Genomic DNA, 14,067 nt, shown 5'->3' on the forward strand with positions numbered 1-14,067 from the left:
TGTCGTGTTGCCCCTTGTGGGTGGCAGGGAGGGCTGCACCCTGAAGTTTTTGTTCCCCGTTCCAAAACCCATCCAACCGAAGGAGCCATCACCATGAACCGCAACGACGTTACCGAAAAGATCATCAGCACCAAGGTCGCCAAGGGCCTGCAATGGGAGGCCATTGCCAAGAAGGTCGGCCAGTCCAAGGAATGGACCACGGCCCTGTGCCTGGGCCAGATGACCGCCACCCCCGAGCAGGCCAAGATCGTCGGCAAGATCTTCGGCCTCACGGCCGAGGAGCAGAAGTGGCTGCAAGTGGTGCCTTACAAGGGCTCGCTGCCCACGCCCGTGCCCACGGACCCGCTGATCTACCGCTGGTACGAGGTGGTGAGCGTGTACGGCACCACCATCAAGGAACTGATCCACGAAGAGTTTGGCGACGGCATCATGAGCGCCATCGACTTCAGCATGGACATACAGCGCGAGGCCAACCCCAATGGCGACCGTGTCAACGTAGTGTTGTCCGGCAAGTTCCTGCCCTACAAGCAGTACTGAAATTGGGCCCAGGCTGTGTTCGTCACAGCACTTTGACGGCGCGGCCGATGAACTGGATGGGCCCCGTGGGTTTGCCAATCGGCGAGCCTGTGGGGGGCTCCAGCGTCAGCTCGAACAACTGGTTGGGCTGCAGCGGCGGCAGCTTGTCCAGCGGGATCTGCAGGGGCTGACCGGGCTGCACCAGGCCCAGCGACACGGGGCCGCTCCAGCCGTCGGCCTTGGTCCAGAACTCCAGGGCCTTGTCGGCGGGCACTTCGGCCACGCCCAGAGGAATCAGGCTGATCTGCCGCGGCGAGCTGGCCTGCACCACCCAGCCGGGCGCCTTGTCCTGCGGCGCGACCAGCACCACCATGAACTGCGGCGGCGCGGCCACGGGTGCGGTGCGCGTGACCAGCACCGCCGCGAGCACCGCCGCCATCGCAAAGCCTGACCCTGCAAGGGCCCGCCACAGGCCCAGGTGGTCCCACCAGCGGACAGAAGGCTTGCGCTCGGTGTTGGCGCGAGGTGGCGTGGTAACGGGGGGCGCGGCCTGCTGTGCGCTGGCTGCTTGCAGCGATTGATCGATGCGCGCCCACAAGGCGGCGGGCGGCGCGATGGGCTCGGCCAGCTGGGTCAGCGGCAGCAGGCGGGCTTCCCATTCGGCCACCGCCTGCTGCAGTGCTCGGTCACCGGGCAGGCGTTGCTGCACGGCCTGGCGCTCTGCTACGGCCAGGGTGCCCAGCACGTACTCACCCGCCAGCACATGCAGGTCGTCCGGCGAGGGGGTAGGCGGTGTGTTGCGCACATCGGTCATGCCATGCACTCCCGCAGCGATACCAGGCTGCGCCGTATCCAGGCTTTCACGGTGCCCAGCGGGGCGCCCAGACGTTCGGCGATTTCGCTGTGCGAGCAGCCGTCCACATAGGCGTGCAGCACGCAGTTGCGGCGCGCCGGGTCCAAGGCCTCCAGGCAATGCTGCAGGCGGCCCAGGCTGGCGTTGAGTTCAAAGGTTTCCTCCACCTCGTGGTGGGCCTGCACAGACATGTCGGCCTCCAGGGCTTGGGTGGTGGTGTCGTCCACATCCACGTGGCGGCTTGCGTCGCGCACGGCGTTCAGGGCCAGGTTGCGCACCACGCTGTAGATCCAGCCGCGTGCGCTGCCACGGGACGTGTCGTAGCTGGCGGCGCGGGTCCAGATGTTCACGCAGGCATCGTGCACGATGTCCTCGGCCAGCGCGCGCTGGCGCACGATGCGCAGCGCCACGCCCAATAGCCGCGCGCCCTCCTGTTCGTACAGGCGCTGCATGGCCTGCCGGTCGCCGGCCGCGCAGGCGGCCAGAGCGGCTTCGTAGTCAAAATCGCCAGAGGTGTCGGGCACGGTGTGCGGGCAGCGGGGCAGTGGCTGAAGGGTGGGCGCATCGTAGCCGCAAACCCGTCACCGCCCCGGTGGTAGCCCCCGCTGCGCAGGGGATTGCGTGCGCGTGGTTTACGCGGCCTTCCAGAAGATGTAGTCGGCCTGGTACTTCACGATCTGGCGCTCGCCCTTGTTGGCGGTGGTGCAGGCGGCAGCCGGTGCCACGCCGCCCTTCAAGGCCACACGCTGGATGAAGGTCACGCCGGTCATGGCGCCGGAGCCCATGGCGGGGTTGGCCTTGACGAGCTGGTAGGGCAGGTTGCCAGCGCCCGATGGCGCCACGGCCAGCTGGGTGGCTGTGAGCTTGGAGCCGTCGTTCGACTCCCAGGTGGCGGGCGGGCCGTAGTAGGTGCCCACTTGTTTGCCGCTGCGGTCATTCAGCACGGCCTTGGGGCCCACGAACACCCATTCGGTCTGGCCCGGCATGTTGGCCTTGTCGCGGCATTCGTAGGTGATCTCGCCCACGCCCACGGTTTCCATCGCCACCTTGTTGCCCGCCGGAACCTTGATGCTGTCGGGCAGGCTGTCCTGCGAGTACATGGATTTGGAAGGCGACGACATCATCGAGCCGCAGGCGCTCAGCAGCACGGCGGCGGCAATGGCACCCGCGAGGGGCAGCAGGCGGGAGATGGGAGACGTGTGGATGGTCATGGCGTTTCTCTCTGGTCTATGGGTTGATAGGACAGCAGCAAGTTGCGCTGCTGGAGGTACTACCCACGAAAACGCCGTTTGGATGCAGTGGATGCCAAAAATTTTTTGCCGATGCCAGCCCGGGCAAGGTTGCCGCCCGGGCCCGAGGCTGCCTCAATGCAGGGTCAGCGGCCGGGTGGTGGTCTTGACGCGCACCACGGCTGCCCGGTGCTCATAGGGTGCCGCCGGCTGGCCCAGGATGGCGGCCGCCAGCGTGCGCGCCTGCCGGGCAATCGGTTCAATATAGCGGCTGCACTGCCCGTTGATGCTGATGCAATCGCCCAATGCATGGATGCGAGGTACGCTGGTCTGCAGCGTGTCTGCGTCCACCGCAATGCCCTGGGCCCAATCAAGCCCTGCACTCTGTGCCAGGCGGTGGGCGGGCACAAGACCTGCAGCCACCACCACTTCGTCCGCCGCAAAGCGCTGCCCGGTGGTGGTGGTGACGCGGTAGCGTGGGCCCACGCGTTCCACCTGCTCCACCTGCAGGCCGCCTTCAAAGCGGATGGACAGGTCTTTCCAGGCGTCCAGCAGCTGAGGCCCCGCCTGCTGGTCGTGCCAGCGCGCCAGCGGTTCGGCAGCGGTGTCCAGCAGCGTGATGCGGTGGCCGCCCAGGGCCAGGTCGTTGGCCAGCTCGCTGCCGATCAGGCCCGCGCCGATGATGAGCACGTCCTTGGGCTGGTTGCCCAGGTGCTGGCGCAGGCGCTGGTAGGCGTCCAGGTGGTTGATGCGCCAGCACAGGCTGGCGGGCAGCCCCTGCGGCAAGGCGGCCTGCGCACCGTGGGCCAACACCAGGTGGCCGTAGCGCAACACGCCCCGCGTGGTGCGCAGTTGGCGGGTGTCGGCGCAGATGCGCACGGCATGGGTGTGGGTCAGCAGGGTGATGCCCAGGCGGTGCGCCGCATCGCGGCCGGTTTCGGACACCAGGGCCAGCGGGTCCAGCTGGCGCGCCATGGCCACCGACAGCAAAGGCTTGTCGTACCGGTCGCCCGCGCAGGCCGTCACCAGGGTGATGGGCAGCGTGGCGCTGTGTTGGCGCAGGGTTTCGGCCAATTGCCAGCCTGCACGGCCCGCGCCGACGATGACTACGCCCGGCTCGCCACGCACGCGCAGGGAGGCGGCTGGCGCTGCGCTGGCCTGCGCCCGCAGCGCCTCCAGCGTGGGGGCTTCGTATGGCGAAAAATCGGCCTTGGTCACGCCGCACAAGGGGCAGGCCCAGTCGTCGGGTATGTCCGCCAGCCGCGTGCCGGGCGGCAGGCCGCCATCCGGGTCGCCGTCGGCCTCGTGGTAGACGTAGCCGCAGGCGTTGCAGATGTAGCTTTGCCAGGGCGCCTGGGTGGCCGTGTCGGCGAACGCATCGCACAGCGCCTGCGATGCCGCGCTCAACGCGAACTCGGAGACAGCCGACGGCGTGGTGACGGTGGGGAAGGCGGGCGTCATGCAGGCATCTCCTCGGTGCTGAGCCGGGCGATCTCTTTGCGCAGGTGCTTGATGGCGGGTGTGACGATGGCCACAAAGTGCGACTCGCGCACGCGCCGCTGCACGTCCGAGCTCATGAGGTAGCCGCGTGCACCCTGGTGCATCAGGGCGGACTGGGCGGCGCGCAGGCACAGCTCCGCGCCGTGGGCGCGGGCGTCCAGCACATCGATGAAGAAGTCGGTGCTTGTGTCGAACGGCGTCTGGGCCAGTTGCATGACGCGTGCGGTCAGTGCATCCAGCTCTGCCTGCAGCGCGTCGGGCCGGTCTTCGAGGAACTGGTTGACGTGGCCCAGTTGGGCCTCCACCGCCCACATCGAGTCGATGGCGCCCTGGGTGATGCCCACGGCCATGCCACATTGCAGCATCACAAACGCCGCGCGGATGCGTGCGATAAAAGGCCGGGTGGGGTCGGCCATGGTGTCGGCCGTGCCGATGAAATGGTCCTTGAGCCGCAGTGCATAGGTGCCCGTGCCCTCCATGGCCGAGAAGCTGGGGCATTCGCGCATCTCCACGCCCGGTGCGTCGCAGCGCAGCAGGAACATCACCTCGCGCTGGCTGGCCGTGCTGTCGGCCTCCACCACCGCCGCGATCGCGCCACAGTAGTGGTCAGGCCCCAGGTTGCTCACCCAGGGCAGGGTGCCGTTGATGAGATAGCCACCCTCCACTGGCGTGGCCTTGAGCAGCAGGTTTTCGATCTGGGCATAGCTCTTCATGGGGTTGGACAGCGCCGTGCCACCCATGCCCGCGCCGCTGGCGTGGCGCTGCAGCACATCGCCCATCAGCGCGGGGTTGCCCGACTGCTGCAGGTACAGCCCGCACACCGCCTGGCACCACATCATGAAGCCGGTGGCGCCGCACACGCGCGAGGCCTCGGCCATGGCGCGGATGGCCAGGCCGTAGTCGGCGGGGCCCGCCGTGCTGTCCAGGTGCGCGCTCATCGCGCCCACGGCGGCCAGTTGCTGCAGCTCGGCGCAGGGGTAGTAGCCGGTGCGGTCAATCGCCTCCACCTGCGCGGCCAGCGGGCCCTGGGCAATCTGGCGCACGGCGGCCAGCAGCGCATCGCCCCGCAGGGCGCCGTCCAGGTGGAGTTGGGGAGGGAGGTCGGCGGGGTTCATGGGGCTCCTTGGGTGCGCGGGACGGGCTCGGTTGCGGGGGGCTCTTTAGTCCGCCAGACTGATTTCGAAGGGAATGGGGTTGCGCATGCTGTTGGCCACGGGTGAGTAGAAGTTGGCGTGCTGCACGATCTCGTCGAGCACCTCGCGCGGCGCGTCGCCCTCCACCAGCACCTTCACGCGGATGGCCTGGAAGCCCATTTCGGGCGGCGTCTTTTGCAGCGCGCCGCCAGCGCCCCAGGCGGCGGGGTTGCCGATGTCGCCTTCCATGAACACCTCGATCTTGCTGAGCTTGACCTGCTTCCAGGTGGCCACAGCCGTGATCCCCACGGCCAGGCAGCCGCCCAGGCCTGACAGCACGACTTCGCCGGGCGCTGGCGCCGTGTCCTGGCCGAACAGGTGCAGCGGCTCGTCCACCACCACCGGCGCATGATTGCCCACATAGCTCAGCGAGCGGTACTGCCCTTCCATCACCGTGTGGACCTTGTTGGTGCCACGGCTGGCGGGGTTGTTGCGGCCCTTGTCGGCAAAGGCCATCAGGCCGTCGCGGTCGATGGGGCGCAGGTGCGTGTGCACGGTGGTCACGATGGTGGTGGGGGCAGAGGGTTCCAGCAGATCGGTGGACATGGTGTTCCTTGAAGAAAGAGAAGGGAATGCAAAAAAGAAGGACAGGGTTCGCAGCGGGCCACGCCCGCTGCAACAACGCGCGGGGCTCAGGCCGCCAGCGCCAGCGCAGGCTTTTTGGGGAACTTGACCAGCGGCAGACCGCTTTCGATCGGCAGCTTGTCGTCGCGCGACCATTCGTTCCACGAGCCGAAGTACATGCGCACATCGGCAAAGCCCGCCTGCTTGAGCGCGAGGAAGGTGTTGGACGCACGCGCGCCCTTGAAGCAATACAGGTACACCGTGTCCGCCGGGCTGATGCCCGCCGTGGCGCATTCGGCGCGCACTTCGTCGGGCGACTTGAAGACGGGGCCCTGGGGTGAGGGCTTCATGAAGCGGTACCACTCCAGCCACTTGGCGCCGGGCAGGCGGCCCTTGCGGGGCGCAAAGTCCTTGCCGTAGGGGCTGGAGCTGTCGCCAATCCATTCGTCCACATCGCGCACGTCCAGCAGCACGGTGTCGGTGCCCAGGGCCTCGATCACGTCTTCCTTGGTCAGCATCACGTCGGTGGTGGCCAGGTTGGTGGGGAAGATGGCAGGGGTGGGCACCACGGCCTCGGTGGAGACGGGTAGCTCTGCCGCCTTCCAGGCCGAGTAGCCGCCATTCAATACCTTGACCTTGGGGTAGCCCAGCCAGGTCAGCAGGTAGTAGCCCCGGCAGGACTGACCGTAGCCGCTGTTGAGCGCATCTTCATAGAACACCGCCGTCTCCGCACCCGACAGGCCGATGGCGCCCAGGTGCGCGGCAAAGGTGTCTTTCAGCTCCTGCAGGCCTTGGGGCGTGGAGGTGGCGAGGTAGGTGAAGGTCTCGCGCAGGTTCACCGCGCCGGGGATGTGCCCCAGGGCATAGGTGTCGGCGTCGCGGGTGTCGATCAGCACCACAGGCTCTGCGGCTTGCAGGGCCAACAACTGGGTGGGCGAGATGAGGACGGCGTCGGAGGCGGTAGCGGTCACGGTGCTCATGGAAAACCTTTCGGTGCGGTGGTGGGCGGGATGCCTGCCCTCCTTATCGCAACAGGTGTGCCAGAGCGGGTGGAGATGGGTAAATTTGAATAAAAATGGCTGGAAGCGCTAGTGAAATATGCGCTGGCAGCTATTGATTTGATAGTAAACCGGACGTGGCCATGTGTCAGTAGCCAGGGTGGAACAGACCGCGCCAGACACTGTGTCTACAAATTGTCGACACAGTGTCCGTCGTCACTTCAGACCCGCCTTGCGCAGCCGGTAGCTGAACTGCCGCAGCGTCAGCCCCAGGCTCTGCGCTGCACGCGACTGGTTGCCGTGGTGCTCGGCCAGTGCTGTCTGCAGCACCAACACGCTGTGCGACTGGGCCGGTGCGTAGTCACGCACCAGCGGCGCCGGGGCAATGGCTGGGCGTTCTGCTGCCGTGGTGGCTGCAGCAGGCTGTGGTGCGGGAGGCGAAGGCAACGGCAAGGACGCAGCCGGCAGAAACCGGTCCAGCTCCGCCCGCGCCACCAGCGTGTCATTGGTCAGCAGCACCAGGCGTTCGATCACATTGCCCAGCTCGCGGATGTTGCCGGGCCAGGGGTGTTCTTCCAGCCGCGCCAGCGCGTCGGGCGAGAGGTTCACGTTGCGCTGGTGCGCCTGGTTGGCGCGGCTCACAAAGTGCAGCGCCAGCGCGCGGATGTCCTCGCGCCGCTCGGCCAGCGAGGGCAGATGGATCGGAATCACGTGCAGGCGGTAGTACAGGTCCTGCCGAAAGCGCCCGGCCTCCACATCGGCCGACAGGTCGCGGTGGGTGGCCGCCACCAGGCGCACGTTGACCTTGACCTCGCGCTGCCCGCCCAGGCGCACCAGCGTGCCCTCCTGCAGCGTGCGCAGCAGCTTGGACTGCAGGGCCAACGGCAGCTCGCCAATCTCGTCCAGAAAGATCGTGCCGCTGTCGGCCTGCTCAAACCAGCCCGCGCGGGCCGTGCTGGCGCCGGTGAACGCGCCTTTTTCGTAGCCAAACAGTTCGGACTCGAACAGCGCGTCTGGAATGGCCGAGCAGTTGACCTTGATGAAGGGCCGGTCGCGCCGCCCGCTGGCCAGGTGCACGGCGCGTGCGAACAGCTCCTTGCCTGTGCCGGACTGGCCCAGCAGCAGCACAGTGGCCTGGGTTTGCGACACGCGCTCCAGCTCGCTCAAGGCCTGCAGCAGCGGTGGCGAGCTGCCAATGAGCCCGTAGCGCGCGCTTTTGGTGTTGAGCGCATTGGCCAGCACGGCGTTGCGCGCCTGCAGCTGCCGCGTCTGCTCGGCCACCAGGGCTTCCAGCTGCAGCAGCTGCCCGACCAGCGTGGCCAGCACGCGCAGCACCGCCAGGTCGTCGTTCAGGTGGCGCTGGCGGCTGCGGATGCGGTGACAGGCCAGCACGCCGATAGGTGCGTTGTTGACCTCGATGGGCAGGGCGATGAAAGCCACCGTCTCGGGCGGCAACTGGCTGCGCTCCACCGCGCGGGCCAGGAACAGCGGCTCGGCATCGATGTCCTGCACGATGGCAGGCTGCCCCGTGGCCAGCACCCGGCCGGTGATGCCCTCGCCCCAGGCGTAGCGCCCGCGCTGCACCTCGGCCTGGGTGAGGCCGTAGGCATGCTGGATGGCGGCGGTGCGCGGCGCGCCGGCTGGGGCGGTGGGCGCTGCGTCCACCAGCACGATCCGTCCCCGGTTCAGGCCCAGCAGCTCGCTCATCAGATGCAGCATTTCGCGCAGCACCAGGCCGGGCGCCAGGCTGCGGCCGATGAGGCGCATCACCTCGCGCATCAGCAGCAGCTCCTGCGCGTGCCAGTCGGTGGCGGGGCTGGGTGGGGAGTGCGGTGGCATGGGGGTATGCATGCCGGTGCGTCGCAAGTTTTGCGCCTGCTTCGCCCCGCCGGGCCGTCCTCCGCGTTGCCGAGCCTCGCGGGGGCGGCTCCCTGACCTTGTTGAGCGCTTGTGTCTGGCCCTGGGGCGTCCCAACGCACCTTGCAAAAATGGCGTGTGCGGGTGCTAGCGTTTGCTGCCGGTGGGTACGGGCGGCAGCGCCTTGAGGTACAGGTACAGGGCGTCGGCGTCGGTCTGGCTCATGGACTTGAGCGAGCCGAAAGGCATGACGGTGCTGACCGCTGAGCCGTCGGGGCGTGTGCCCGTGGTGAGCATCTGGCGGAATTGTTGTGCGCTGAGGTAGCGGTGCATGGCGCCCTCCGGGGCCGATGTGAGGTTGGAGGCGGCCGGCCAGTCTGGGGGCGCTCCGGGAATCTTGCCTCCAGCCAGCTTTTCACCGTGGCAGCCCATGCACATATTGGCCACATAGGCGCCATGCGCCACATTGACGCCCTCGGCCACCGGCGTCTGTACAGGCAGCGTGTGGTCGATCTTCTCGTAGGCATCTTTCACGACCCCGGCGGCGTAGAGCAGCTTCACAAGCACCGGCAGCCGGACGATGCCGGGTTCGCCATCCACAGCGGGCAATTGCTGCACATAGGCCGCGAGCGCTGCGAGGTCCTGGTCTGTGAAGCGGTTGTAGTCCTCGCTGGGCATGATGAGGGCCGGGCGACCGTCGCGCTTGATGCCATGGCGCACCACGCGATCCCAGTCGGCGCTGCGGTAGCCCACCACCACGCTGTTTGCGCCAGGTGTCAGGTTGGGGCCGCGTACCAGCAGGCCGTTGGCATCGTCTATGAAGGTGCGCCCCGCACCGTTCGCCCCGTGGCAGTCCACACATCCACGGGAGGCAAACAGGTACCGGCCGCGCTCGATGCTGGCGGCGTCCTGCACGATGGCGGGCGAGGCGACTTCGAGCGTGAGCGGGCGATTCATCTTGCGCTCAGCCATCTGTGTGCCGCCAGCGATGAGGGCTGTGGCCACAGCGGCCAGTGCCGCTCCCGCCCAGAGGGTTCTTCGCAACCAGCGCTTCATGATGTTGCCCCCGTAGCCGTGCCGGCGGCCTGGCTCGGGTGCCTGCGGCGCCCTCGGAAGCGCGACTTGATCAGCTCGCGTGCCATCTTGAGCTTCAGGCGCAGCCGGGGCTGGTGGCCCCATGTGCTGGTCTCGTGGGTGTGCATGGTCTGCCAGCCCGATGGGTCGATGGCTTGGGTCTGCGCTCCGATTTCAAACGCAAAACCGGAGGGTGTCTCTGCGTAAAACGAAAAGGTACCGTCCGGCTCTGGGTGTTGGCCGAGGTCCAGATCGATGGGCAGCCCCAGCGACTCGGCCCGCTCGAACGCCCGCCCCACATCGCGCAGGCTGCGCGCCTGCAACATGAAATGGTGAATGCGGAACGAGGACGGCAGGTCAAACAGCGCGAGCGAGTGGTGGCGCTGGTTGCAATGCATGAACGTGCCGCGGATGTGGACCGGGCCCACTTGCGTCTGGAGTCGCTCTGTCACGCCGAACCCCAGCAGTCCGCCATAAAACGCCTCCATCGCGGCCAGGTCCTGCGCGACCAGAACGACATGCCCCAGTCCCAGCGCGCCAGTTTCAAAGCCATCGGGAAAGGCGGCGCTGGCAAACGGCGTTGCCGCTTCGGCAAGGCCCACGCACAGCTCCACGCGACCCTGTTCGGGGTCGTTCACATGCCAGAGGTGCTGGACCTTGCGCTGGCTGCAAAGGGCGGCATCGCCTTGCTCGGCACGGTGCCCGGCTGCTTGCAAGCGTTGCACCAGCTGGCGCAGTTCGTGTTCATCGGCGCATTCCAGGCCCACGGCCGCCAGGTCGTCACGGGGACCTGGCGTCACCACAAGGCGCTGGCTGGCGCCATCCACACGCCAGCCTGTGCTGCCGTCTGCATGGACGGTGGGCGCGGGAAGCCCGAGCATGTCTTTCATGAACCGCTCCCAGCGGGCGGGTTTGCGGGCTTCAAACACCAGATAGGCAAGGCGGAGGGAATTCGGCATGGCGGTATGCTCCTGAAATTGATGAAACAATTGAAAATTGAATTGACTGTTCAAAAATGAATTCTGAATCAATTTATAGTGCTCCGTCAATGCCCCCGCTGCCGGAGCCTTTGGCGCGGTTCCTGCTGCCGGGAGAAGGCGAGCGACCGTCCAAGCGCGAACGCACGCGGCGGCAACTGCTGCATGCCACGGTGGAGGTGATCGCATCGCGGGGCGTGGCCGGCACCACCATCCAGGAGATCGCGCGTGTGGCCGGCATGGCCCCCGGCACGGTCTACAACCACTTCAGCACGCGGGAGGAGATCTTTGAAGCGCTGGCTTTGGCGCTGTTCACCACGCTCAACGAGCGGGTGGTGCAGAGCTACCAGCACATTGAGGACGGGGCGCAGCGCATGAGCATCGGCATGCGGCGGTTCCTCTGGCTGGCAGAAGTGAGCGCACCCTGGGCCCTGCTGATGATTCAGCTGGCGATGGCCCACCCCCAGGCCATTGAACTGGTCAAGCCGTATTCCTTGGCCGATCTGCGGCGAGCGAAAGCGCAGGGGCGCTTTGATGTGGTGGATGAAGAGGCCGCCATCGACATGGTGTTCGGTACCTGCATCCGCGCGCAGGTGCGCATTGCGCAAGGGGAGGTGGCTGACTCTCCCGCGTTTGTGAACGCGCTGCTGCAGATGGTGCTGCGCGGGCTGGGAATGGCGGCGGCCGATGCGGCCGAGGTCATGGCGCGGCCGCTGCCAGCGTTCACCACGCAGGCTGCTGCTGGGGCCGTTAGCACGCGGCGAAAATCACCCCGCGCAGGCTCCTAGCAAGGCCATCGCAACGCTGCGGGTGGGTGGTGCCAGCGGCGCGATGGGGCAACCGGGGGCTGCCTGATTGGTCAGCGCCCAGATGCCGTAAAGTTGTGCTCGCGCCGTGGATTGCCCGCCTCTCCCACGGTGCTCTGGCCCATCCCCCAACGAAAGCACTACCACCATGACCACCCTCGGAACCCCCCTGTCCCACCACGCCACCAAAGTCATGCTGCTGGGCTCGGGCGAGCTGGGCAAGGAAGTGCTGATTGCGCTGCAGCGTCTCGGGGTCGAGACCATCGCCGTAGACCGCTACGACAACGCGCCCGGCCAGCAGGTGGCCCACCACGCGCGCACCATCACCATGAGCGACCCGGCCCAGCTCAAGGCGCTGATCGAAGCCGAGCGCCCGCACCTAGTGGTGCCCGAGATCGAAGCCATTGCCACCCCCATGCTCGAAGAGCTGGAAGCCGCGGGCACCGTGCGGGTGATCCCCACCGCCCGCGCCGCGCGCTTGACCATGGACCGCGAAGGCATCCGTGTGCTGGCTGCCGAGACGCTGGGCCTGCCCACCAGCCCTTACAAGTTCTGCAACTCGCTCGAAGAGCTGCAGGCCGCGATTGACGCGGGTATTGGCTACCCCTGCATCGTCAAGCCCGTGATGAGCAGCTCCGGCAAGGGCCAGAGCAAGATCGACGGCCCGGCCGACGTGCAAAAGGCCTGGGACTACGCCATGGCCGGGGGCCGCGTGAGCCACGGCCGCGTGATCGTCGAGGGCTTCATCGACTTCGACTACGAAATCACCCAGCTCACGGTGCGTTCAGTGGGGGCGGACGGCCAGATCGCCACCAGCTTTTGCGACCCCATCGGCCATGTGCAGGTGAGCGGCGACTATGTGGAAAGCTGGCAGCCCCACCCCATGCATCCGGCAGCACTCGAAAAATCGCGCCAGATCGCCAAGGCCGTGACTGACAACCTGGGGGGCCAGGGTTTGTTTGGTGTAGAGCTGTTCGTGAAGGGCGAGAACGTGTGGTTCAGCGAAGTGAGTCCGCGCCCGCACGACACCGGCCTCGTGACGCTGTGCACCCAGCACCAGAGCGAGTTCGAGCTGCACGCCCGCGCCATCCTGGGCCTGCCGGTGGATACCAGCCTGCGCAACCCGGGCGCCAGTGCCGTCATCTACGGCGGCGTTGAGGCCCAGGGCATCGTGTTTGACGGTGTGGACGACGCTCTGCGCGTGCCGGGCACCGACCTGCGCCTGTTTGGCAAGCCCGAGAGTTTTGTGAAGCGCCGCATGGGCGTGGCGCTGGCGCGTGCTGAGGATGTGGACACGGCCCGCACCCACGCCAAGCTGGCGGCCAGCAAGGTAAAACCACGCACCCCCTGAGTCGCTGGGCGCCTTTCACCCCTTCTCGCATGGCTGCTCCTGTGCACACCTTTGCGTGGGGTACAGCGCGTCGCTGAAAACTGGCCCGGATTCCAGCGCAGCCCTACTCCCGGATCTGCCGCCCCGTGAGCTTGAGGAACAGGTCTTCCAGATTGGCGGGCCGGTGCAGCGTGCGCAGGTGGCCGTGCTGGCCCAGCGCCTGCAACAGCGGCTGCGCATTCTGCGTGTAGAAAAACACGGTCTCGCCACTGACCTCCATGCGGGCGGCCAGGGTGCGCAGCGCGGCGTCTTCCGCCATCTGCACGGCACCCACGCCAAACACTTCCACCACATCGGGCTCCAGGTGCTGGGCAATCAGCTCGCGCGGGCGGCCTTCGGCGATCTTGCGGCCATGGTCCAGTACCAGCAGGCGCGAGCACAGGCGTTCGGCCTCGTCCATGAAGTGGGTGGTCAGCAGGATGGACTTGCCTTGCTGCAGCAGCAATTGCAGCCGCTCCCACATCAGATGGCGGGCTTGCGGGTCCAGGCCGGTGGTGGGCTCGTCCAGCAGCAGCAGGCGCGGGTTGTTGACCAGCGCGCGCGCCAGCGACAGGCGCCGCTTCATGCCGCCGGACAACTCACCCGGCTTGGCGTTGGCCTTGTGGGTAAGGGCGGCAAACTCCAGCAATTGGGGCACGCGCTCGTCCATCACCGCGCCCTTCAGGCCGAAGTAGCGGCCGAACACGCGCAGGTTCTCGGCGCAGGTGAAGTCTGGGTCCAGTGTGTCGAACTGGGTGACCACGCCCAACTGCGCCTTGATGGCCAGCGCATCGCGGGGCATCAGCAGCGGCGCGGTGCCCGGCTGCGGCGTGAAGTGCACTTCGCCACCGTCAGGCGACGCCAGGCCCAGGCACATGCGGATGGTGGTGGTCTTGCCCGCCCCGTTGGGGCCAATGACTCCCAGGCATTCGCCGGGAGCAATGGCGAAGGACACGTCGTCCACCACCGTGGTCTCGCCATAACGTTTGCGCAGGTGCAGGGCTTCAAAAAGTGCGGTCATGGAGGGATTGTGTGCGACGAGTGCGCCCGTGGTGCCCGGGGCGAAATTTTTGCCAGGCGGTTTAAACAACGAAGTGCACGTTGCCAAAAGGTAGGCCCAGACAAGTAAGT

14 protein-coding genes are annotated in these 14,067 nt (G+C 67.1%); 3 read left to right on the forward strand and 11 right to left on the reverse strand.

Annotated elements, in window-relative coordinates; all coding sequences use genetic code 11:
- Nucleotides 1-93 precede the first annotated feature (93 nt).
- Nucleotides 94-537, forward strand: coding sequence for a cyanase (gene cynS / locus ACODSU_RS15855; protein WP_008905293.1), 444 nt, complete (start codon nucleotides 94-96; stop codon nucleotides 535-537).
- Nucleotides 538-559: 22 nt separating this feature from the next.
- On the opposite strand, the gene ACODSU_RS15860 is transcribed toward cynS, so the two are convergent.
- From ACODSU_RS15860 to ACODSU_RS15905, 10 genes are all read right to left on the reverse strand, one after another.
- Entirely contained in the window at nucleotides 560-1,330 is a 771-nt protein-coding gene (locus ACODSU_RS15860) for an anti-sigma factor (protein ID WP_488843069.1), read from the reverse strand.
- Complete coding sequence (locus ACODSU_RS15865; RefSeq protein ID WP_488843071.1) at nucleotides 1,327-1,893, reverse strand: sigma-70 family RNA polymerase sigma factor; 567 nt, start codon at nucleotides 1,891-1,893, stop codon at nucleotides 1,327-1,329. Before ACODSU_RS15865 ends, ACODSU_RS15860 begins: the two co-directional genes overlap by 4 nt.
- A 108-nt stretch (nucleotides 1,894-2,001) precedes the next feature.
- A complete protein-coding gene (locus tag ACODSU_RS15870) occupies nucleotides 2,002-2,580 on the reverse strand; it encodes a DUF3455 domain-containing protein (RefSeq protein ID WP_209816351.1) in 579 nt (192 codons plus the stop codon).
- 153 nt (nucleotides 2,581-2,733) lie between these two features.
- Complete coding sequence (locus ACODSU_RS15875) at nucleotides 2,734-4,059, reverse strand: FAD-dependent oxidoreductase (protein ID WP_488843073.1); 1,326 nt, start codon at nucleotides 4,057-4,059, stop codon at nucleotides 2,734-2,736.
- Nucleotides 4,056-5,213: an acyl-CoA dehydrogenase family protein gene (locus ACODSU_RS15880; RefSeq protein ID WP_488843075.1), complete on the reverse strand. Its 1,158-nt coding sequence runs from the start codon at nucleotides 5,211-5,213 to the stop codon at nucleotides 4,056-4,058. The genes ACODSU_RS15875 and ACODSU_RS15880 overlap by 4 nt, the downstream gene beginning before the upstream one ends.
- Nucleotides 5,214-5,258: 45 nt before the next feature.
- Complete coding sequence (locus ACODSU_RS15885) at nucleotides 5,259-5,837, reverse strand: OsmC family protein (protein WP_488843077.1); 579 nt, start codon at nucleotides 5,835-5,837, stop codon at nucleotides 5,259-5,261.
- Between the two features lie 86 nt (nucleotides 5,838-5,923).
- Nucleotides 5,924-6,835: a sulfurtransferase gene (locus tag ACODSU_RS15890; protein ID WP_015012391.1), complete on the reverse strand. Its 912-nt coding sequence runs from the start codon at nucleotides 6,833-6,835 to the stop codon at nucleotides 5,924-5,926.
- 234 nt (nucleotides 6,836-7,069) lie between these two features.
- On the reverse strand, nucleotides 7,070-8,692 hold the full coding sequence (locus ACODSU_RS15895; protein WP_488843079.1) for a sigma-54 interaction domain-containing protein: 1,623 nt from the start codon (nucleotides 8,690-8,692) through the stop codon (nucleotides 7,070-7,072).
- A gap of 165 nt (nucleotides 8,693-8,857) precedes the next feature.
- Nucleotides 8,858-9,766 (reverse strand): c-type cytochrome, encoded by a 909-nt coding sequence (locus ACODSU_RS15900; RefSeq protein ID WP_488843081.1) that lies wholly within the window; start codon nucleotides 9,764-9,766, stop codon nucleotides 8,858-8,860.
- A complete protein-coding gene (locus ACODSU_RS15905; protein WP_488843083.1) occupies nucleotides 9,763-10,743 on the reverse strand; it encodes a VOC family protein in 981 nt (326 codons plus the stop codon). The genes ACODSU_RS15900 and ACODSU_RS15905 overlap by 4 nt, the downstream gene beginning before the upstream one ends.
- Before the next feature lie 89 nt (nucleotides 10,744-10,832).
- On the opposite strand from ACODSU_RS15905, the gene ACODSU_RS15910 reads away from it, so the two are divergent.
- Nucleotides 10,833-11,549: a TetR/AcrR family transcriptional regulator gene (locus tag ACODSU_RS15910; protein WP_291442164.1), complete on the forward strand. Its 717-nt coding sequence runs from the start codon at nucleotides 10,833-10,835 to the stop codon at nucleotides 11,547-11,549.
- A 166-nt stretch (nucleotides 11,550-11,715) separates the two neighbouring features.
- Nucleotides 11,716-12,918, forward strand: a complete 1,203-nt coding sequence (gene purT / locus ACODSU_RS15915; RefSeq protein WP_488843085.1) for a formate-dependent phosphoribosylglycinamide formyltransferase — start codon at nucleotides 11,716-11,718, stop codon at nucleotides 12,916-12,918.
- Between the two features lie 103 nt (nucleotides 12,919-13,021).
- Here purT and ACODSU_RS15920 read toward each other — a convergent pair whose 3' ends face one another.
- Entirely contained in the window at nucleotides 13,022-13,957 is a 936-nt protein-coding gene (locus tag ACODSU_RS15920) for an ATP-binding cassette domain-containing protein (RefSeq protein ID WP_488843087.1), read from the reverse strand.
- Nucleotides 13,958-14,067: the final 110 nt, after the last annotated feature.

It is taken from the genome of Acidovorax sp. FG48 (assembly GCF_057809085.1).

Coding starts and splice junctions, on each gene's coding strand:
- ACODSU_RS15885 (WP_488843077.1), bottom strand. CDS start 5,837: ATGTCCACCGATCTGCTGGAACCCTCTGCCCCCACCACCATCGTGACC.
- ACODSU_RS15905 (WP_488843083.1), bottom strand. CDS start 10,743: ATGCCGAATTCCCTCCGCCTTGCCTATCTGGTGTTTGAAGCCCGCAAA.
- ACODSU_RS15900 (WP_488843081.1), bottom strand. CDS start 9,766: ATGAAGCGCTGGTTGCGAAGAACCCTCTGGGCGGGAGCGGCACTGGCC.
- ACODSU_RS15895 (WP_488843079.1), bottom strand. CDS start 8,692: ATGCCACCGCACTCCCCACCCAGCCCCGCCACCGACTGGCACGCGCAG.
- purT (WP_488843085.1), top strand. CDS start 11,716: ATGACCACCCTCGGAACCCCCCTGTCCCACCACGCCACCAAAGTCATG.
- ACODSU_RS15910 (WP_291442164.1), top strand. CDS start 10,833: ATGCCCCCGCTGCCGGAGCCTTTGGCGCGGTTCCTGCTGCCGGGAGAA.
- ACODSU_RS15880 (WP_488843075.1), bottom strand. CDS start 5,213: ATGAACCCCGCCGACCTCCCTCCCCAACTCCACCTGGACGGCGCCCTG.
- ACODSU_RS15860 (WP_488843069.1), bottom strand. CDS start 1,330: ATGACCGATGTGCGCAACACACCGCCTACCCCCTCGCCGGACGACCTG.
- ACODSU_RS15870 (WP_209816351.1), bottom strand. CDS start 2,580: ATGACCATCCACACGTCTCCCATCTCCCGCCTGCTGCCCCTCGCGGGT.
- ACODSU_RS15875 (WP_488843073.1), bottom strand. CDS start 4,059: ATGACGCCCGCCTTCCCCACCGTCACCACGCCGTCGGCTGTCTCCGAG.
- cynS (WP_008905293.1), top strand. CDS start 94: ATGAACCGCAACGACGTTACCGAAAAGATCATCAGCACCAAGGTCGCC.
- ACODSU_RS15890 (WP_015012391.1), bottom strand. CDS start 6,835: ATGAGCACCGTGACCGCTACCGCCTCCGACGCCGTCCTCATCTCGCCC.
- ACODSU_RS15920 (WP_488843087.1), bottom strand. CDS start 13,957: ATGACCGCACTTTTTGAAGCCCTGCACCTGCGCAAACGTTATGGCGAG.